1 protein-coding gene is annotated in these 24510 nt (G+C 46.4%); it reads left to right on the top strand.

Annotation, left to right across the window (positions count from 1 at the left end; genetic code table 11):
• Window positions 1–42: 42 nt before the first annotated feature.
• Window positions 43–24510: a YDG domain-containing protein gene (locus C2755_RS05890; RefSeq protein WP_215319965.1), complete on the top strand. Its 24468-nt coding sequence runs from the start codon at window positions 43–45 to the stop codon at window positions 24508–24510.

Raw genomic sequence — 24510 nt, 5'->3', positions numbered from 1 at the left:
CTAACTTCAAGATATTGCATAGCTAATAATTAATTTCAGCGAATGAATAGTTCACTCAACCGCATGTTCAAGGTGATCTGGAGTAAAGCCCAGGGCGCTTGGGTGGCCGTGAGTGAAATCGTCCGCGCGCACGGTAAAGAGCAGTCGCTGACTCGTATTACTCGCAACTTTGCAGTTGCAGTTGCAGCTGTGATGTCTGGTGGCGCTGCTATTGCTGCACCACCGGCACCAAATCAATTGCCAACAGGTGGACAAATTGCTGCTGGTGTGGCATCTATGATGACCAACGGCAACAAGATGACGGTGACACAGACATCGAATCGTGCCGCCATTAATTGGAATACCTTTGATATCGGCTCACAAGCCACTGTCAACTTTGTGCAGCCAAGTGCTAACTCTGTTGCTCTGAATCGCGTTAACTCACCAAATCCAAGTCAAATCTTCGGTAACCTCAATGCTAACGGCCAAGTTTATTTGCTGAACTCTGCGGGTGTGTACTTTGCACCGGGTGCTCAAGTAAACGTCGGTGGCATAGTTGCCACAACGCATAGCATGAGTGACGCCGCCTTCATGGCTGGTAGCACTACCTTTGATCGCAATGGCAGTACTGGCAAAGTTATTAACGAAGGCACCATTCAAACGAGCCTGAATGGCTACATCGCTATGCTCGCCCCTGAGGTGCGCAACACAGGCTTGCTCCTAGCGCAATCTGGAACGGTTGCGATGGCAGGTGGCGAAGCTATTACTCTGAACTTTGGATCCTCAAGCAAATTAGAAAGTATTACCGTAACTGCTAGCCAAATTGATGTGCTAGTAGAAAACCGTTACGCAATTAAAGCCCCGAATGGTTTAGTGATTCTGTCAGCGCGCGCAATGAACCAACTTGCTGCTACAGTGATTAACAGCGGCACGATTGAAGCGAAGGGCGTTAGCCAAAAAGGCGGCCGCATTGTTCTGGAAGGCAGCAATGTCACTAACACTGGCACGCTGGATGTCAGCAGCGACACAGAACAGGCTGGCACGATCACGATCAACGGTAAAACCGTGGCCATATCCGGCAAAGTCATTGCTACTAGCCCAGTACAAGGCGGCACATTAAAAGTACAAGCAACACAAACACTGAACGTGAATGCCAACATTGACGTGAGTAGCTCACAACGTGGCGGACAAGTTCAGATTGCGGGTGCACAAGTTGCAGTCGCAGATGCAAGCATTAATGCGGATGGTGATACACAAGGCGGTGATGTTCAAGTAGTTGCCACAAATGCGCAAAGCACCAATCCATTTAGCGATCCATTCAATCCACCATCATTGCCGCTAACAGCAGCATTGACTGGTTTCACCAGCATCAACTCACGCAGCAGAAGAGGTCAGGGCGGTAACGTCACGATCTTGGGTGACTCCATTACGCTTGATGACAACACTGCAGTCAATGTCAGCGGCGCAACGGGTGGCGGCAATGTTTTGGTGGGTGGTGATTGGCAAGGAAGCAACGGCACTTATCAAGCTACCACAACATACATGGGGCAAAACGTCACCATTGATGCGAGTGCAACGGATAACGGTAATGGCGGCAAGGTAGTCATCTGGTCTGATGTAAGGAATGCGAACAGCTCAACGAATGTGTATGGCACTATCTTTGCAAGAGGTGGAGCCAATGGCGGAGATGGCGGTCAGATCGAAACATCTGGGCATACGCTTATCACTGACGGCGTAGTTATCAATGCCGGTGCGACCAATGGAAAGGGTGGTTTATGGTTACTGGATCCAACAGATGCAACAATCACTCAGGCAATTGCCAATACATACCAGAATGTATTAAATTCAGGTACGAGTGTCTACGATCAAGTCACGGGTGACATCGTTTGGAATGATGGCGTAACCCTTACCAAGTCGGCTTGCGGTAGTGCAATTTTATCCTTGCAGGCTACAGCCAATATCACATTAACAAATGCCACTATTACTTCAACATCCGGTGCATTGGGTGTGAGCTTATGGGCCTCAAACAATACTAGTGCGGGGCATATCTACCTAACTTCTGGGACAAACATCACCACTAATGGTGGCGATATTACTCTTGGTGGCGGCGCTAATTTAGCTACAGGATTTGCAACCGGCACCTCAGCTTTTACATACGGAATTTGGGTGGATGGAAGCAGGTTGAACTCTGGGGGCGGCAATATTACATTACGCGGCCAGAGCCCAAATATAAGTTTGGCCACCACTGATGCTGGAATCACTGTAAGTAATAGCGTAATGGATGCAGGCGTTGGCAAGATAGCTCTCACGGGTAACGCTTATGGAACTGGTAGTGTGTGGGTAATTGGGGTAAACATTGGCGGCTCAACCTTCCGTTCTGCTGGCGCAGTCACGGATGCCATTAGTATTATCGGTGATGCAAGTGCTATCAATAATCCTGCCAAATCTATTGGCGTGGAATTTGGCGGAACAATCGAGGCAACAGGATCAGGTGGCATTAATATTTCTGGTGTGGCGAATACATCGACTTATAGCGCTGCCACTGAAATTAATGGTAATGTTCTCGCTAAATCTGGCAACATCAGCATTAAAGGTCAAAACCTCGTGTCTAGTGCTGTTGCTCTTTGGTTTACAGGTAACTCATCTGTGGGCTCAATGGCGGGCACTAACGTCACCACCTCCTCTAGCAACGTCACGCTAATCGGTGATACCTTATCTTTTCCGGCAATAACAACAGTTAATACCAGTGGCAGTGTTTCAATACTGTCAAACGCTACTAATTTTTCATCGGGCTTCACAAATACTAATTTAAGTCTTGACGCATCTGTTGGCGGGTTGACTATTGGCAATACTGGAAACACTCAAAATATTACGTTAGCTAGTGCAGTCAATATTTCTGGGCCAATTACTGTTTATGGCGGTAACGTTGCGCTCAATTCAAGCTTGAGTACGACGGCTAATGGTTCAGCGATTACCATTAACGCAGCCAACAATATAAGTACTATAAGTTCAGCGAATACCATTAAAACCAATAATGGAAGCATCACGTTGAATGCTGATAGTGACGCAAATAATTCTGGGCTGTTAAAGCTCGACTATATGACTTATTCGGCGGGCACTGGAAATATTACTTTCCGCGGCGCTACGATGAGTTGGAATACTGCATTAGGCATTACTCCTACAATTACCAATACAACCGGTGCTTTTGTTTTTGAATCTAATAACGGCTCATTTGGACAGGGCGTAGATGCCGGATGGTTTACATTCCCATCCACACTGTCTTCTTTCCGTATTGGTAGCACAACAAATACTCAGGATGTCTCGATCAGTACAGCAGCATTATCTGTTGCTGGACCAATCAGTATTTATGGTGGAAAAATTAACCTATATGCTAATTTGACCACTACAGCTTATCAAGCCGGCAATATTACATTGGACGCTCGCGACAGCATCGCAACCAATGCTTCTGGATTGGCTGTAACAACTAACGGAAGTGCAGTTTTATTTTCAGGGGATACAGATAACTCTGGTGCGGGCATGATTGCTCTAGATAGGCTAACCGTTAACACTAGTGGGGGCAACATTACGCTGGGCGGTGGGGCACTAGATGGTAGCGGATATGCGATGGGCTCCAGCCTGACTCTTGCTAATGGTATGACTCCTGGCTACAGGGGGGTATGGCTTCATAGCTCGACATTAAATGCTGGCGGCGGAAATATCAGTATTCGTGGAAAAGGTTCCTCTGTCACTCCTACGGGAATATACGGTATTGGGGTTGATATCGTATCTTTTAATGCCAACTCTGGAACTGGTGACCTTATTCAAACTTCAGGCAATGGCACCATTAGCATTGTTGGTGTTGGCGGTGTTAATAATGATGCAACTTCGCATGCTGCTGGTATCAATATTTATTCTGACGGGGCCATCCATAGAATTATCACTACGAATGGCGGCATCACACTTAATGGCACTGCTGGTTCGGGTACTCAACGTATTATTGCTGGCATCAACGGCGATGGCGGCACAATCAATATCACATCGGCCGTGGGTGATGTTGTATTAGTGGGTATCGCCAACTCTTCTGGCTATGGCATTGCCAATTCAGGAACATTCAATATTGGTGGTGATGGCACAACCAATACCACTGGAAACGTTACCTTAATAGCCGATCAGATTAATAGTGGTGGAACTTACAATTTCCGCAATACCGGAAATATAGCTATTAATTCTTGTGGTTCTAGTTTTAGTAACCCATTTAATTGGAACTCTCGCTTCTCTATTATTGGGGCCAAATCTGGTCTAACGATTGGCAACACCACTAATAGCCAAAACGTCACCATTTCTAATGTTGTAAACACCTCTGGCCCCATCTCTGTTTATGGCAACAATATTTATGTAATGGCAAACATTACTGAAAATACCAGTGGCATTGGCTCACTTTTATTGCAGGCAAAAAATTCTATTTCTCTTGGTTGGGACGGTGTCAATACCAATGTGAATGTCACCATTAGCAATGGTACGGCTGGCGGAAAATTGAATACTATTTTCTGGGCCGACTCCGATGGTAGTGGAATTGGCTCTGTATGGTTAAACAATGGACTACGCAATACCGGATTCAACTCCATTTCTACCGGTGGTGGTGGCGTATGGATTGGTGGCGGTAATGTCACTAGTGCAACAACCTGGACCCCTTACGCTGGGGCTGCAGCAGTAACGGTTGGCTCTGCTAGCGCAAAGCAGGATGACATATTTGGTTGGTTTGGTGTCGGTATTTTCAATAGCACCATTAGCACGGCAGGTGGCAATGTTTACATGTCAGGCAACGCTGTTACCTCTGGCACATTAAATGAACCACGCTATGGTGCTTATTTTGATAGTGGCAGTATGCAGGCTGCAGGCGGCAACATCACCATTAATGGTATTGGTGGTGCCGGTGGTCCAGCCGCTTGCGGCACAAACTACGGTACTTATCTAGGCAATACCAATATTAGTACAACTGGTTCAGGGTACATTACTGTTAATGGAACGGGTGGAACTACTGGCGTCTCTAACTATGGTGTGTACATATCAAATGCAAGCATCACAGTTCAAAATTCAACCCTTAGTGTTAATGGTACCGGTGGAAATAGTACCGGCATCCAGAATATTGGCGTATTGCTAGATGCAAATACAACCTTAAGCTCTACGCTAGGTGATATCAATATTACGGGAGCCGGCGGAACCAATACGGGCTCTGGAAGTCAAAATGCCGGCATTTGGTTGAATACCTCAACTGTCAAGTCGACTGTAGGCAATATCACCCTTACCGGTACAAAAGGGGTGGGCACAACTTCATACGGTATACAGAGTACTCCGAATACCACTCAAGTTATAACGATTGGCCAGTACGGGCAGACTGGAAATATATCCTTCATATCTAATGATATTTTCTTGGATGGTACGGGCACTACTCCAAATACGTATAAGCTCATTAGCAATGGCAGCGTGACAATTGCACCGCTTGGAACGTCATTCACAACTGCTTTAGATACGTCATCGATTACCTTCTGTGCCACCGCGAATTCTTCACTGAGTTCAGTGACGCTCGGATCGGCTACTAATACTGCCAATATTACGGTTGGTAGCTTAGTTAATGTATCGGGTCCGATTGCTGTAACTGGTGGCAATATCACGCTGAATGCTGGACTAACCACTACTAATGCCACAACTGGCAACATTAATTTAACCGGAAATGTCTCCGGCGCTGGCAATATTGCAGTGGCGTCGGGACTCGCGCTCAATGTCAATCAATCGGGTGCTTCAACTTATAGCGGTTGTATTAGTGGTTCGACAGCACAGCTGATTAAAGCTGGCTCAGGCGCTTTAACCTTGTCTGGTGCCAATACTTATAGTGGCGCAACCAATGTTACTGCTGGCACCTTAATTGTTAGCGGTAGTTTGAGTGATAGCACTGCTGTTAACGTATCCAGTGGCGCGGCATATAACGTCTCCGCATCTGACACAGTTGGATCATTTGCTGGCGTTGGCACAATTAATCTTGGCTCAGGCTATACGCTCACTGCCTTTGGTGATAACTCATCTGCAGTATTTGCAGGCACCATCGCTGGAGCAGGAGGCTTGACTAAGGTTGGTACAGGCATCCTTACTTTGAGCGGCACGGATACCTATACTGGCGGAACAACCGTTAATAATGGCACGCTCCAAGTTGGTAATGCCGGAACGACTGGTAGTTTGGGTGGTGGCAATATTGCAGTTAACAACGCCAACCTCACATTTAATTACAGCGCTGGCAGTTATACGGTTGGTAATGCAACAAGCACTGCTTACATCACATTAAATAACGCTACGGTCAATGTATCTAGTGGCAATGTGACTTTAGCTGGATATAGCTCGACCAGTGGTACATCGTCAGGTGCCTCCACTATGAATACCGCCGTCAATTTGACGGGCGCTAATAATCTATCCGCAGCATCTGGCGCATCGTTGAACTTATTGGGCATTTCAACTGGGACTTACGCTCATTCCATTGCTCTGCAAGCAAATTCAACCCTAAATACAAGTGGCGCAGTTACCTTAACTGCCAATGCTTCTTCGGGTGTCGGTACCCACTGGGCAATGGGTATTTATACAAATACTTCAATTAATACTGCAAGTGGTAGTGCATTACAAATCAATGTTACCCAAACAGCAGGTGATTGGGGTGTCATTCAGTATGGTGCCGCAGCAGTACCAACAACCGCCACTAGCGGTAACGTCACCTTTAATATCAGCGCGCTTAGCGGAGATTTGACGGCTATAAATACAAGCGCACTTATTAGCCCATCATTCACCAGCTCCAATGGAACGTTGACGTTTAACTTTGCGGGTGTCACCGCAACATCGGGTGCATTGTATTTAAATGGCGCCGCTGCCATGAATGCCACATCAACAGGTAATATTGTTATTAATGGCTCGGGTAGCTCGAACATTTATTTAGCTGCCGGAGCAAGCTTTGCCACAGGTGCAGGCAACCTCACCATTAACGCACCTATTAATACCAATGGCAACACGCTAACCTTATCTGGCGGCGCTGGTAATGTGACCTTGAGCGGAATTATTTCTGGATCAGGTAATTTAACTCAGAATAGCTCGGGGGTTACTGCCTTAACCGCTGCTAATACCTATACCGGCACAACCAATGTGTCAGCGGGTACATTGCTTGTAAACGGTAGCTTGGCTGATGGCAATATTGTCAATATTACTAGTGGTGCAACTTATAACGTGTCTTCAACGGATACGATTGGCTCGTTTGTTGGGGCCGGTACGATTAATCTCGGAACGGGTTATACGCTGACTGCCAATGTAATTACCAGCGCTACAACTTATGCCGGGGTTATTGCTGGAGCAGGTAATTTAGTGGTTAATGGCTCATCCACCTTAACTCTAACTGGCACTGATACCTACACGGGCAATACCACCATTAGTGCTGGCACATTGCAGATTGGTAACGGAACAACTGTAGGTTCGATTGCCAATACGAATGCCATCATTAATAACGGCACCTTGGCATATAACCATAGCGATGCTTTAACTCAAAGCCTGGCAATTACTGGCACCGGAAACCTAACATTGGTTACTGGTAATCTCACGCTGACTAACGCCAATAATAGTTATTCTGGTATCACGACCATTACCGCGGGTAATTTAACTCTTGGCGGTGCAGGTACATTAGGCAACGGCAGTTATGCAGGCAACATAAGTAATGCTGGCACGCTGATATATAACTCTTCTGCTGTTCAGATTTTGTCGGGCAATATGAGTGGAGCGGGTAACTTAACCCAAAATAGCTCAAGCACTTTGATCTTGTCAGGAGCGAATTCGTATTCTGGCAACACCACCATTAGTGGTGGCACATTGCAGATAGGTAATAACGGTTCAACTGGTGCAATTGGTTCTGGAAATATTACCAATAATGCCAGCCTGACTTATCTCTTTAATAATGCCACCGCCGTTATGTTGCCCAATACTAAGTACAGTGGCAACGGTAACTTAAGCGTTACTGCTGGTGCCATTGGCTTTACTGGAAATCTGAATTTGGGTTCAGGTGCATTTGTTTATAACTCGACTGAACCAAGCTCTAGTTATGGAACCTTCGCATCCTTAACAAATGCAACATCGATTGTGACTGCTGGAAGTGCCAATCTTTCAGGCTTTATGGGTGGATCGAATGCAAGCACGAATAGCTATACCTTAACAATTGACACTAGCGCTGCTAATGGCACCATCAACTTAAATGGTATTGTGAACGGTGGTGCTGGTTTAGCTCCTTTCAATATTGAAAACGTTTTATATAAAGCGGGTGCTGGCACGATAAATATCAGCGGCTCGAATATTTATAACGCATGGGATCAGTCTGGCTCTATTGAATTTAGGGCTGCTCAAGTTATTGGTTCTGGATCTTTCTCAAATCTTGATACAACCCATCAAACAAGCTTACTGAAATTTAATGCTTCAGCAAATAGTACTTTCTCAGGAAACTTTGCTAGCGTTGCAAGCTCTACTTATAACCTCAATGTCTCCAGCATTGGTTCTGGTAATTTGACCATGGTTGGCTTGATTTCTGGTGGGGTTAATTTAATTCAGAATGGCACCGGAACCATGATCATTCCGGTGTCAGATACCTATACCGGCAATACCTCAGTTGTAGCAGGTACTTTGCAAATTGGTAATGGCACTACTGTTGGCAGCATCAATTCGAGCTCCAATATTAGTATTAGTAGCGGTGCCAATCTTACCTATAACCACACGGACGACCTAACGATTGGTAACGCAATTTCTGGTGCCGGAAATGTCATCATTAGCCAGGCGAACAACGTTAATATTACTGGTGCAGCATCATATACCGGCAATACCAGTGTAGCTGGCGGTGCTTTAACCTTCACCAACACCAATGCACCATCTACTCAGGGTTTTATTGGTACTGGTACGATCTTGATTCAGCCAAACGGTACCAGTTTTGGATCCGCTCAAGCGGTTAATTACAGTGTTGCCAATGGATTTACTAGCTTAACCATTGGTAGCGCGACAAATACAGCGAACTTAACTATTGGTAGTGCGAGCAACATTAATGTCTCTGGCCCAATCAGTTTATATGCAGGGAATATTACTTTAAATAGCAATTTGACTGAAACGAATTCGGGCTCAAAGATGCTAGTAAAGGCCCTCGGAACCATATCCACTGGTGCTGATAATTTAACTTTCCGTACCAATAACGGCTCTATGGTGTTCTGGAGTAATGCCAATAGCACCTCCGGCGGCGGCATTACTATGACCAATGCCAACCTAACTTTTAACACTGCCAATGGCGCCACTAACCAAACAACTGGTGGCGGTGATTTGATTTTTGGTGGTGGCGCAACCGTTGATACAAATGGTAATCCGACGGGTGCTGTAGTAAGCGCTGGTAATGCCGTTGCCTTTAATCCAGCAAGTGCCGGCAATACGATAACTAGTATGTACACCGGCGGCGGCAATATTTCCATTAATGCCAAGAGCACCAGTGGTTATGGTGTGATGTTTGATCGCGCATCAATCATTAATGCTGGTAATGGATCATTAAATATTCAAACAAATGCTACCAGTAATGGTATTGAGTTCAATGCCTATGGCAGTGCAACGAATGGAACGACTATTACTGCGCAGGGCATTACTATCAATGCAAGTTCTAGTGGGTCAAATGCGTTTTATATTGGTAACAATGGAGCAGAAATCACCTCAACAGGCTCTGGAGATATCAGTATTACGGGTATTTCACTAGCCAACTACGGAATTCGTTTGGGCTCTGGTTCAACGAGCAACTTCAATATCACTTCTGCGTCGGGGAATATCACCTTAAATGGAACGGGTAATTCCAGCGCGATTGAATATTACATGGGTAATATGAAGTCTACCGCTGGGGGGTCGATTTCGATCATAGCCAATTCGCCAGCTTGGGCAGGTTTCTATCAGCCATATACCGCGAATTACTCAACTACGACCGGCAATATTACGTTTAACGTAACAGGCTCACTTGGTTACGATGCCATTCATTTGGGTGGGGGTAATTTCACAACGACGACAGGTAATATTTCGCTCGTTGGTAATCAGACCGGTAACCAGTCTGGTATTAATTTTGTCACCAACCCAACAAACTTTACAACTGCTGGTGGCTCAATTACCTTAAATGGTACGGCAGTTTCTAGTTACGGCATTACCTCTAGTGTTGCGGTAAATCTCAATACAACACAAGGCACCGGGGGAATTACTGTTGTTGGTAAAACTGGTAGCGTCGGTATTGGCGCCTATCTAAATTCAAATGTAAATTTAGCATCAGGCGCTGGTGCCATTAGCGTTACCGGTACATCTTCTAGTGGCTCGCAAGGTGTTTTCTATTATTCGGGCAATATTAGCTCAACGACCGGCAATATTAATTTATCCGGCACCTCTGTAAGTTACTACGGTTTTGATTTTGAAAGCACTGGTGGGGTAGGCAACATCACCTCTACTTCAGGCAATATCAATATTACTGGCAATACGACCGGAAGCTATGGCGACTATTTAATCGCCAATAAGATTCAGACAGCTGGTGTTATTTCTGTTAACTCAGGCGCAGATATATACCTAGGTACGAACGTGACATCACAAGGTGCAGGCAATGCACTTGTTTTCAAGGCTCTGGGAAAGATTAAGTCAACTACAGATAACCTTACATTCCAAACCAATAACGGAAGCCTGGTTTTCTGGAGTAATGCCAATAGCACTTCTGGCGGCGGCATCAACCTAGAAGGTGCTAGCCCAACTTTCAATACTGCTAATGGCAGCATCACTCAAACTACCGGTGGTGGCAATATCATTTTTGGCGGTGGCGCAGCGGTAGATGCTAACGGGAATCCAACGGGTGCAGCATTTGCTGCAAACATGGCGCTTTCATTCCAGCCAAGTGCGAGTGGCGGTGATACGGTGATGAAGATGTATTCAGGCGGTGGAAACATCAACATGAATGCATCAAGCAATGGTTCGTACACCATTATGTTTGATAGGGCTACGCTCATCAATGCAGGTACAGGCGCTTTAACAATTATTGGAAATAGCGCAACTGGTGGCTCACGAGGTGTTCAATTTAATGCATGGGGCGGTGCAACCGCCAATGGAACATCAGTGACTGCTCAAGGCATCACCATTACCGGAACAAATACCGGTAGCGATTATGGAATTCTGATTGCCGATAACTTTGCTAATTTCAATGCTACGGGTGCCGGTAATTTAAATATTACGGGCACATCTACCAGTGGTTACGGGGTCTATTTATCTGCACCGTCCGTTAATTTCACTTCTGCTTCTGGAAATATCTCGATTGCTGGTGCTGCAGGTACAGCCTATGGCTTCTATCTTTCCGCTGGAAACATTAGCTCAACATCTGGAAATATCCAGGTAAACACCACTTCCAGTAGCGGTTGGGCAACGTATTTTGCTGGCGCTACCAATATTTCAACAACGACTGGCAATATTTCAGTTAGTGGCAACTCTTCAACCTACGGTGGCTTTTATAGCGGTGCAGTCAACTACAGTACAACAACAGGCAACATTACGCTATTTGGAAATGGCTCATCCTCTAGCGGATCTGGTTTCCAGGCTACTACTAGCAATATTTCTACGACTAGTGGCATTGTTAACATCACAGGTATTTCTAGGGCGGGCTGGCCAGGCTTGTATTACACAGGTGCGGTTAATATCACTACAACTAGTGGCGGTGATATTCTCCTGAATGGAGTTGGTGGGGCCTCAGGTCAGGGCATTCAGTTGGATGCTGCTGCGAACTTCAATACCTCTGCAGGCTCCGGCAATATCACGATGAATGGCTCTTCAACGCCATATCGCGGTATTCATGCTCAAAGTACTTTTAATGCAAAGACCTCTTCGGGCAGCATTAATTTAACCGGAACTTCTGGAGCTGGTTATCAGGGCATTTACCTTGCAGGTGCGAGCAATATTAGTTCCACAACTGGCGCGATTAACATCAGCGGAACATCAAATTCGAGCTATGGCATTAGCATTGAATCATCTAGCTCTCAAATTCTGTCTACTAGTGGGAATGTAACGCTTTTAGGCGCTACCAATACAAGTGTAAATACATACGCTGAGTATTTATCGTTAGCCAATATCTCTTCTGGCGGCATTATTTCCCTGACGGCGCAGGGTAGTATTTATTCTGGTGCCAATATAACTTCTTTGGGTGCTGGTAATGCTCTCATCCTTAAAGCTACGGGTAGCATTTTTAGTGCGAACGTTTCACGGACTTACCAAGCCAATAATGGTTCATTGGTTTTCTGGTCTAACTCTAATGGAGGTGTGGCTGGCGGTATTGTGATGCAAGATGGCAACATCACATTAAATTCTGCTAATGGCAGCACCGCTCAGACAGGTGGAGGCGGCGCTATTATCGTTGGCGGTGGTGCTGCTACCACAACTGATGCTTCTGGTTTTGTTGTCCCAACTGGCGCAGTCAATAAAAACTCTGATTGGGCAATTGAGTTTGGCGGCGGCACCACTAACGTAGCAATGTATTCTGGTGGTGGAAATATCAGCATTCAAGGTAATACGTCTAGTGGTAATGCGGTTTTATTTGGCCGTAACGCGACGATTAATGCGGGTAACGGCTCCATCAACATTGCGGGTTGTGGAACTGCTGCCGGTATCTATCTGAATACATGGGATGGAGGCGCCTATAGCATTATTGCCAAGGGCGATGTAACGATCACTGGCTCTACATCTGGGTCAGGTGTCAATGACTTTGACTACGCCGGAATTCGGTCTTATTACGACAATACTACTCAGGGCGGCACCATCCGATCTACTGGCGGTAATGTAACGCTTACCGGTACGGGTCTTCAAGCAGGACTGTATTTTAATAACAATAACAATATCATCTCTGATGTAGGTAATGTAACTCTTACCGGTACAGCTAGCTCTGGCAATCGCGGCATTGTGATGTATGGCAATGTATTAGCTGGTGGTAGCAACATCAACATTTCCACTACTAACAATAATTACATTTATTTAGTTGGAACGGTAGGTCAGTTGGCTGGTAGTAACGTCACTTCAACCAATGCCAATATTACGATTAGTGGCTCTCAGTTATTTAATAGTAATTCACCAACCATCAATACTGGCACGGGCAATGTGACGTTACGTGCTAACTCATGGGCTTATAACGGAGCCTTGTCGATCGGCACTAACGGTAGCATTGCAATTTTGCCGCTATCAGATACTGCATCATCCGGACAAGATGTATACACATCGTGGTTTAACTTCAGTCCGACAATCAACGGCACTACCTATACGCCCAATAAGCTGACAATCGGTAATACGTATAACACCTATACCACTTACTGGAATTCCAACGTAACTGTTAAGGGTGGTATTTATCTCTATGGTGGTGAAGTTAACATTACCGCGGCCATGATTAGTAGCGGCACTGGCGACATCTGGATTCAGGGCAATAACGCGAGTGATAACAACGCCGTTTATATATCTAGCGCTGGCTCAATCCAAAAAACGGGTGGGGCAACCTCGAATATCACGCTGAGGTCTAATAGCCGTCTTCAACTTAACGGCAATATTTCGGCGACTGGCACATCTGCCAATGTGATTGAGTGGTCTGATTATGGCAATACCAACTATGGCGGCAATAGCGGAACTGGCAATATCACGACCAATGGCGGTATGGTCTGGATTGGTGGTAGCTCAACCGCAAATGGTTCATTGGTTTGGAACGGTTTAACCGTAGGTGATGGCGGGTCGGCTGGCTCATCGGCTGCCAATAATAATGCTATGGATTTCAATGGCAACATCACCACCAGTGGTGGCGATGTCATGGTCTGGTCTGGTAATGCATCCGTGACCGGTGGATCCATTCTTTCGGTTGCCAGCGGAACAAAGATTGATGCTGGTACTGGCAATATCACCTTGATCACACCAAAAATCGGTTCGAATGTATTAACCGTTAATACCTCAGGCACTTTAACCTGGGCTCCAAATGCAGTTGCTGATTGGAGCACGACTGGCACTTGGAATGGAACCGTTACAACCGGTACTTTCACAACAACGAGTGGCACTACTTTTGGTAATTTATCGATTGCTAACGTTAGTTCATTGGCCAATTTGGTAATAGGGCAGTACAGCGGAATGACTTATGCCAACAGTAGCGCATATGCCATAACGAATACCGCGAACTTGGCCTATAACAGTTCAATCACTGGATTTGCAGGCAATCTATCCTTATATGGTGCCAACATTGCGATTAACTCTGCCTTAAGTTCTGTTGCATTAAATCGGGTGCTGTTAAGTGGTAACGCCACTCAGACGGCTGGTTTTATTGCAAGTAATTTATTGGTTCAGAACGGTAACATCAATCTTTCCAATACAAGCAATAACGTCACAATATTTGCAGCAAGTAATGTGACCAACGTAACGTATGTTGATGCCAATGGATTAACAATTGGAACGGTTAGCGGTATTAATGGAGTTAACGCCAGTGGTTTGGTGAATATCAGCACTGTTGCAGGTGATCTTGCATTAACCCAGACGGTTAACACCACCAGTACCAACGGAACCAGCGCAATTATTCTGAATGCTGGATCAGGCACTGCTAACGGAACAGCGACAGGTGGCAATATCACTTTGTCAGGAAGCGGTAATGTCTCATCTGGATCCGGTGGGCGTATTACCTTGTTCACTGGAAGTATTGCGGGTAGTACAGGTATAACAACCTTGATTGGTAGTGGCAGCGGTAGATTCCGATACGGTAGTAATGCAACAGTAACTGGTTACAACGCAACATCAGCCGCATTAACTACAGGCACTTATGCTATTTATCGTGAAGCGCCGACCTTAACCATTAGCGCAAGTAATGCAACGATTGTCTATGGAAATAGTACATCTAGTGCGATGAGTTCGATTACTCAAAATGGTGATACATATACACAGATATTTGGTGCGGCTAACGTACCAGTATTGAGTATTGCAGGGGCTGGTTACTCTACAGCTGGTTACCTAAAAGCGGGTAATTACACAGCAGGCATTACTGGCATCACTACCAATTCATTGGGTTATGGAACGATCACTTACTCCAATGGAACCATTCAAGTTACCAAGGCAAACCTGACTGTTTCTGGAACTCAAGTAGCTGATACGGTATATGGAAATAGCACTTCAGCTTCATTTATCAATAATGGCACTCTAGCTGGTGTACTTAATAATGCAACATCCTCAGTAAGTGATGTTGTATCACTAAGTGCAAGTGGTAATTTCAGCAGCAAGAACGTTGGCAGCAACCTGAGTGTGACCCTAAATTCCAGTATTTCTGGTACAGATGCAGCTAATTACAACCTAGTTCAACAAACTGGCGTTACAGGCAATATCACGCCTAAAACTATCACGATTAGCGATGTTCAGGTTTATAGCGGCAGCAATGCTATGACTAATGTGACTATTGCAACGGGCGTAGCTGGAGAGACTCTTACCTATAGCGCAGCCACCGCTAATAGCGGTCACGTAGCTGACAATACAAGCAATTACATTAGTGCAATTACTTTGGGTAATCAGTCTGGTGCGACAGCATCGGCCGGTGGGTTAGTAAGTAACTATCAATTGCCAAGCTTGACAGTACGAAGTGCAAGTAATACCGTCAACATCAGCGCCGCGAACCTGACCTTAGCCACGACTGGTAATGTCACCAAGACCTACGATGGCACCGCCAATGCTACCGTTAGCCTAGCGAACTTATCGATCACTGGACTAGTTGCTGGTGATAGCTTGACCTTAAGTAATCTGACTGCTGCAGCCTTTAATAGCGCCCACGTAGCGAGCGCTGCTAATGTGACTGTCGCTAACTTAGCCTTAGCCACCGTTGCCGGTAACCACACCAGTGCGCTCAGTGACTACAACTTACAAACGACGAACCTGACCTGGAATAGCTCGACGATCAGCACGGCGAACCTGACTCTAGCCACCACTGGTAATGTCACCAAGACCTACGACGGTACCGCCAATGCCACCGTTAGCCTAGCCAATTTATCTATTACCGGTTTAGTTGCTGGTGACAGCTTGACCTTAAGTAATCTGACTACTGCCGCCTTTAATAGTGCGCACGTAGCCAATGCTTCGAATGTGACTGTTGGTAATCTCGCTTTAGCGACGGTATCGGGTAACCACACCAGCGCTCTGAGTGACTACAACTTACAAACGACGAACCTGACCTGGAATAGCTCCACGATCAGCACGGCGAACCTGACCTTAGCCACCACTGGTAATGTCACCAAGACCTACGACGGTACCGCCAATGCTACCGTTAGCCTAGCGAACTTATCGATCACTGGACTAGTTGCCGGCGATAGCTTGACCTTAAGTAATCTGACTACCGCCGCCTTTAATAGCGCCCACGTAGCGAGCGCCGCTAATGTAAGCGTTGGTAATCTCGCTTTAGCGACGGTATCGGGTAACCACACCAGCGCTCTGAGTGACTACAACTTACAAACGACGAACCTGACCTGGAATAGCTCCACGATCAGCGCGGCGAACCTGACCTTAGCCACCACTGGTAATGTCACCAAGACCTACGATGGCACCGCCAATGCTACCGTTAGCCTAGCGAACTTATCGATCACTGGACTAGTTGCCGGCGATAGCTTGACCTTAAGTAATCTGACTACCGCCGCCTTTAATAGCGCCCACGTAGCGAGCGCCGCTAATGTAAGCGTTGGCAATCTCGCTTTAGCTACCGTGTCTGGTAACCACACCAGCGCTCTGAGTGACTACAACTTACAAACGACGAACCTGACCTGGAATAGCTCCACGATCAGCGCGGCCAACGTCACCTTGAGCGCCACCGGTAATATCAGCAAGGTCTATGACGGCAGTGCGAACATCAGCATTACGTCAGGCAACTACAGTGTGAGTGGTCTGATCGCTGGCGATACCTTAACGCTCTCAAACTTAAGCGCCGCTTACAACAGTGCTCACGTTGCTAATGCAAGTAATGTCAGCATCAACAACTTATCGCTAGCGAGCATCGCCGGTAATAGCGCCAGCGCGACGACTGATTACAACCTGCAAACTACCAACCTCACATGGGGTAGTGGTGGTCAAGCAGGTACTAATGCCAATATCACCGCAGCAACCCTAACCTTGGCTGCTACTGGCAATGTGAGCAAGGCATACGATGGTACGGCTAACGCGACGTTGGCACAGAACAACTACCAAATCACCGGACTAGTCTCAGGTGATACGGCAGCTGCTTTGACCAACACCGGTGCTACTTATAACAGTGCCCACGTGGCTGATGCGACGACTGTGAATACCAGTGGTATTGCGATTGCTAACGTAACTGGCAATCACAGTAGTCAGACTGGTGATTATGTTCTCAGCACCACCAACCTCACTTGGGGTAGTGGTGGTCAAGCGGGCACTAATGCCAACATCAGCGCCGCGAACCTGACCTTAGCCACGACTGGTAATGTCACCAAGACCTACGATGGCACCGCCAATGCTACCGTTAGCCTAGCGAACTTATCGATCACTGGACTAGTTGCTGGTGATAGCTTGACCTTAAGTAATCTGACTGCTGCAGCCTTTAATAGCGCCCACGTAGCGAGCGCTGCTAATGTGACTGTCGCTAACTTAGCCTTAGCCACCGTTGCCGGTAACCACACCAGTGCGCTCAGTGACTACAACTTACAAACGACGAACCTGACCTGGAATAGCTCGACGATCAGCACGGCGAACCTGACTCTAGCCACCACTGGTAATGTCACCAAGACCTACGACGGTACCGCCAATGCCACCGTTAGCCTAGCCAATTTATCTATTACCGGTTTAGTTGCTGGTGACAGCTTGACCTTAAGTAATCTGACTACTGCCGCCTTTAATAGTGCGCACGTAGCCAATGCTTCGAATGTGACTGTTGGTAATCTCGCTTTAGCGACGGTATCGGGTAACCACACCAGCGCTCTGAGTGACTACAACTTACAAACGACGAACCTGACCTGGAATAGCTCCACGATCAGCACGGCGAACCTGACCTTAGCCACCACTGGTAATGTCACCAAGACCTACGACGGTACCGCCAATGCTACCGTTAGCCTAGCGAACTTATCGATCACTGGACTAGTTGCCGGCGATAGCTTGACCTTAAGTAATCTGACTACCGCCGCCTTTAATAGCGCCCACGTAGCGAGCGCCGCTAATGTAAGCGTTGGTAATCTCGCTTTAGCGACGGTATCGGGTAACCACACCAGCGCTCTGAGTGACTACAACTTACAAACGACGAACCTGACCTGGAATAGCTCCACGATCAGCGCGGCGAACCTGACCTTAGCCACCACTGGTAATGTCACCAAGACCTACGATGGCACCGCCAATGCTACCGTTAGCCTAGCGAACTTATCGATCACTGGACTAGTTGCCGGCGATAGCTTGACCTTAAGTAATCTGACTACCGCCGCCTTTAATAGCGCCCACGTAGCGAGCGCCGCTAATGTAAGCGTTGGCAATCTCGCTTTAGCTACCGTGTCTGGTAACCACACCAGCGCTCTGAGTGACTACAACTTACAAACGACGAACCTGACCTGGAATAGCTCCACGATCAGCGCGGCCAACGTCACCTTGAGCGCCACCGGTAATATCAGCAAGGTCTATGACGGCAGTGCGAACATCAGCATTACGTCAGGCAACTACAGTGTGAGTGGTCTGATCGCTGGCGATACCTTAACGCTCTCAAACTTAAGCGCCGCTTACAACAGTGCTCACGTTGCTAATGCAAGTAATGTCAGCATCAACAACTTATCGCTAGCGAGCATCGCCGGTAATAGCGCCAGCGCGACGACTGATTACAACCTGCAAACTACCAACCTCACATGGGGTAGTGGTGGTCAAGCAGGTACTAACGCCAATATCACCGCAGCAACCCTAACCTTGGCTGCTACTGGCAATGTGAGCAGGGTCTATGACGGCAGTGCCAATATCAGCATTACTTCAGGCAACTACAGTGTGAGTGGCCTGATCGCTGGCGATACCTTAACGCTCTCGAACTTAAGCGCCGCTTACAACAGTGCTCACGTTGCTAATGCAAGTAATGTGAGCATCAACAACTTATCGTTAGCGAGCATCGCCGGTAATAGCGCCAGCGCGACGACTGATTACAACCTGCAAACTACCAACCTCACATGGGGTAGTGGTGGTCAAGTGGGTACTAACGCCAATATCACCGCGGCAACCCTAACCTTGGCTGCTGCTGGCAACATCAGTAAGGTCTATGACGGCAATGCAAATGCTACGGTTGGTTTAGGAAATATCACTATCACTGGACTAGTAGTCGGAGATACACTCTCTCTCAGCAATCTCAGTAATGCCGCTTATAACAATGCTAATGTTGTTAATGCAAACAGTGTTTCTACAACGAATTTGACTATTGCAACTGTTGGTGGAAATCACACTAGCACCTTGAGTGACTATGCACTGCAAACAACCGAACTCAATTGGGGTGTAGGTGGTCAGCCTGGAACATCCGCATCGATTACTCCAGCTAATCTAACGATTACAGCAAACAGCGCGGTAACCCAGTACGGTTTAGGCACAAACTTGACTTCAACAGGATACGCAACATCTGGCTTGGTGAATAACCAGTCAATTGGCGGTGTCACTTTAAGTAGCAATGGAAGTGCGGTAACTACGAACGTAGGTAGCTACAGCATTACTGCAAGCAACGTAACTAATAATGCTAGCTTTAGCACTTCAAACTACAACATTAGCTATATAGATGGCAATTTACAGGTCACACCGGCTAACATTGCTGTGGTCGCTGACAATCAAAGCCGCACCTATGGTGGGGCAAACCCAACTACGGGCACTGTCACTTTAAATACTGGTAGTACTCTGTATAACGGCGACACCTTGGGTAATGCCACAGTTACTAGCGCAGCGAATGCTAGCAGCAACGTAGGTAGTTATAGTTTGACAGCAAGTAACCAAACCTTGAGCACCGGCTCGGTTGGTAACTACAACATTACTTATGCGGCCGGCAACCTCACAATCAATCCAGCCAACCTGACCGTTACTGCTAATAGCGCAAACCTGACTTACAACGGTAGTCAGCAGAGCGTAACAGGCTTTACCGGTAGCGGTTTTGTCAATAACGAAACGATAGCCGTATTAACCAATGTGAGCGCTGGTGGATCCGGTACAAATGCTGGTACCTATGTGACTCAGGCGAATGGTACTGCTACTAACTACAACCTCAATTTTGTCAATGGCACATTGACCATTGCCAAAGCTGCTCTATCGGTGACTGGTAATGGTGCCAATACTACTTATACCGGAGTAACACAAAATATTTCAGGGTTTAATGTCTCTGGCTTGCAGGGTACTGATACGGTTGCTAATTTAAGCAGTATCAGTGCAACCGGAGCTAATGGCACCAATGCTGGCATCTATATCAATGCCGTTACCGTTGGCACAGAAACTAACTATGTATTGACTGGTACTAATGGCACGCTCAATATCGCCAAGGCATTAGTAACTGTTTCCGCGGACAATCAAACTCGCTTGTATGGTCAGACTAATCCAACCTTAACGCAATCAATGACCGGTTTTGTGAACGGGGAGACTGCACTTACCGCGCATGTCGGTGGTTCTAGTGCGGCAAGCACTACAGCAACAAATCTGACAGGGGTAGGTAATTACACGATTGCAAGTAGCGTTGGCAATTTAAGTGCAGCTAACTATAACTTTACTGCTGCCAACGGTACATTGACGATTAATAAAGCGCATCTTACCGTAACCGCAGATGATCAATCTCGTGTGTATGGTTCTGCTAACCCAACATTTACTCAAACGATTACTGGTTTTGTGAATGGTGAAAATTCAACAACTGCGGCTATTGCTGGTTCTGCGCTTGGGTCAAATGCAGCAAATGCTACAACCAACGTAGGTAACTACAGCATTGCAGGTAATACGGGTAACTTAGCGGCAGCCAATTATGACTTTTTGGCGGCTAATGGCACATTAACGATTACCAAAGCGCAACTTTCTGCCCTGGGTTATAAAGTTTACGATGGCTCAAGCGCTATTGTTGGCTCAAATCTAACCGTTAGCGGCGTCAATGGTGAGACATTTGCAGCTACTGGTGCTGCAACGATGACGACAAAGAACGTACAGGCAAATCAAACACTGTCTAGCCTCAACGGTTTAAGTCTTGCTGGGGTAAATGGCTCCAGTCTTGGAAATTATGAGATATTAAATACAGTCAATACAAGTGTGACTGTGGTGCCATTGAATATCACTATTGTTGCGCCTAATGCAACCAAGGCCTACGATGGCGCCACGATTCAGCTAGCCACAGCCTCTGACTTGACTGCCTTGTCGGCACAGTTGGTTGGTGGCGACCGAGTAAGCTCTGCCGCAATCACCTATAGCGATAAAAATGCAGGCGCCAATAAGACGGTCACCCTAAACTCAGTGGTTATTAGCGATGACAATGCTGGTGCAAACTACCGTGTGAGCGTTGCTGATGCCACAGGTGGTGTGATTACTAAAGCGAATTTAACAGTTGGTGTTGTAAATGACCTTAAATTTGTGACTCAAAGTGATCAAGCTGGGTATGGTGGTGTTATTTACAACGGATTCGTTGCTGGCGAGACTGCCTCTGTATTAACTACCGGCGCCATCACCAGAACTAATGCAGGAGTTAATTTAGCCGGCAATTACACAGGAGTGCTGGTTGCCTCAAACTGGTCTGCAAGCAACTACAACATTAACTACCAGGCCGGTAACTACACGATTGTTCCTGCCGATGTATTGGCTATTAAGGCAACCAATGTCACTGCGACCTATGGAACTACACCTACTTACAATTTGACAGCGCAGTATCTTCATAACGGCACTATTGTTACTGGATTGGCATCATCCTACAACGGCACGGTATCTGTCATTGACGGGGCAGGGGGAGCCGCTTACTTTACTTTAAATGCTATCAATGGTTCATTAAGCTCATCAAACAATTTGCAGGTTGGTGGATATAACCTTTATGCATCTAATTTGACCATCATTGGTAATAACTTCAATAATCTAGCAGTTGCTGGGGCGATCACTATTACGCCTAAGTCTTTAAACAATAATTTAGGTGTCCAGTCGATCACTAAGGTCTATGACGGTAGCACCAGCATTACAGCCGCGAATCTATCCTTCAATCAGACTCTTGCTGGCGTACTAACCAATGATGCGGTAGGCTTGATTGGTTCTGGCAGTTATGCAGACCGAAATGTCGGTGCCAATAAATCAGTGACCTTGAGTATGGGTCTGATTGGTGCTGATGCAAGTAACTATGCATTGACCACCAATACCCTTACGGATAATGTCGGCACTATTACCCAGCTTTCTTGCGTTACCTATATTGGCGGTAATACTAGCGGTAATTGGTCTTCGGCCTCTAACTGGGCTGGTGGAGCCATTCCGGATGGCAACAACGTCGCACGCGTCATTATTCCGACGAATGCATCGGTTGTATATAACAGTGATCAGGTTGGTATCACTGGAAGCAATATTAGCAATAGCGGTAACATTATTTTTGCATCTGCCAATCCATTTAACTTGACCAATAACGTGTCAGGTGGAGGCGTTATTACGCAACGTGGCGCTGGAAACTTAACAATTTCTGGCAATAACTCCATTACTGGAGCCGTAGATATTGGCGCTTATAACTTAACCCTTGCAAGCACTAATGCTATGGGTAATGCAACCTTGATTTCTGCTGGAGGCAATCTATCATTTGCTTCAGGTGTAGCAGTATCAAGCTTGACTACTAGCGGTAATGTCACCTTATCGAATAATGCCAATATTGCCAATACATTTACCGCTAATGGTTATGTAACTGCCTTGGGTAATATTAATGCTGGCGGTAATTTAATTGCTAATAATGGCATCTCAGTAACAGGTAGCGCTAGTGTTGGTGGTAATGTGGTTGTAACAGGTGCTGCTAACTTTGCAAGCAATGTAACAACTGGTGGTGACATGACGGTGAATGGAGCCTCCATATTTGGCGGCTTAGTGAATACAACTGGCAACCAAACATACAACGGCGACTTAACATTCTTAAGTTCTGGAACACCATCAACAGCTAATAATTCCGCTATCTCGAACTTCTATAGTAGTGCCGGCAATATTAGCTTTAACGGCGCCATCAGTGCTGGTCTGGATTCAGCGGCTGCTCAACGCGATTTAGTCATTTCTGCTGCGAACGGTACAGTGCTATTTAATAATCAGGTTGGACAAAATATTGCGAGCGTCCAAAATGGCTCAACCCAGTACATTCCATATGCAAACTATAGTCGTGCTAGCTTTAGTCCATATGAAATGGAAGTTAAAGCACAAAATATTCAATTAAATGCTGATGTGAGTACATTTGGAGCCCAGCAATATACTGGCTCCGTTGTGATTGGCGGCAATGGCAGCAACGGAAATATCCGTCTCTTGCTATCGATGGATCCTTCGATCATCGTTAAAGGTGATATTAACGGCGCTACTGCCGGGCAAGATTCTTTGGTATTGGCGGCCGTAAACTTGCCTGGCGAGTCTGTCGCTCCAGTAATTAGCACTGGTAATATCGGCTTGCTCGTTCCATTGGCTAATGTGAAGACTATTCAAGGTCAGCAAAATACCAACACCACGGGTAACAGCAATCCACTGGTTGCTGACATTAGCTTCCCTACGGGTCAGCTCAATTTAAATGGCTCGGTAAATACGATTGGTAATCAAACCTATACGGCTAATAATATTTCCTTAAATGGTGCCAACACATTGACTAGCCAAAATGGCACCATTGAAATGATTACGGGATCCAATGGATCTTTAGGCGGTCTATCGAATACTACTTTTGCTTTGGCCTCAGGGGCAAATTTAGGAAGCAATTTGGCAAATTTACATCCAGCAAATATTTATCATATCCCTGATCCGCCGCCACCTGCTCCACCACAAGTTCAGAATATTACCCCTCAAATCACCCAAAGCAACTTGGTTGAGACAAGCCAGACTAAGGTGACTTTGCTTGCACAGAATAATTCGGGTATTGCTCAATACGCCTTGAATATGAACCAGGCACAGCAGGCTATTCAGTATATGAAGACAACGGCCAGTGATGTTGCCATGAGCACTGGCGGGGTTTCTGTATCGATGGGCGATACAGTGACAAGGCCAGGCAGTTCGCCGATGAGTGACTTGGGGGTAAAGGTAGATAGCTCGCCTGTAGGCGGTTTGCCTATGAGTGAATTGCTAACCAAAGCAGGTATTTCAGCAATGGGAGATGGAGCGGCAAAAGTGGATGGACCGTCAGCGAATGAGGGCACATCAAAATCGGGTGGCGCATCATCTAGTCAAGGCACTAAGAAAGGCTCAAACACTTTGGTTAGTGATGCATCTGATATAAGTTGCACCCCGTCAGATTCTAATTCCTGCTCAAGCAAATAA

The sequence above is a fragment of the Polynucleobacter sp. MWH-S4W17 genome (genome assembly GCF_018687535.1).
In the GTDB taxonomy this organism is placed as follows: domain Bacteria; phylum Pseudomonadota; class Gammaproteobacteria; order Burkholderiales; family Burkholderiaceae; genus Polynucleobacter.
This window is presented reverse-complemented; position numbering and strand designations above follow the sequence as displayed.

Excerpts from the sequence above, each read along its gene's own strand:
- C2755_RS05890 (WP_215319965.1), top strand. The coding sequence starts at position 43 with ATGAATAGTTCACTCAACCGCATGTTCAAGGTGATCTGGAGTAAAGCC.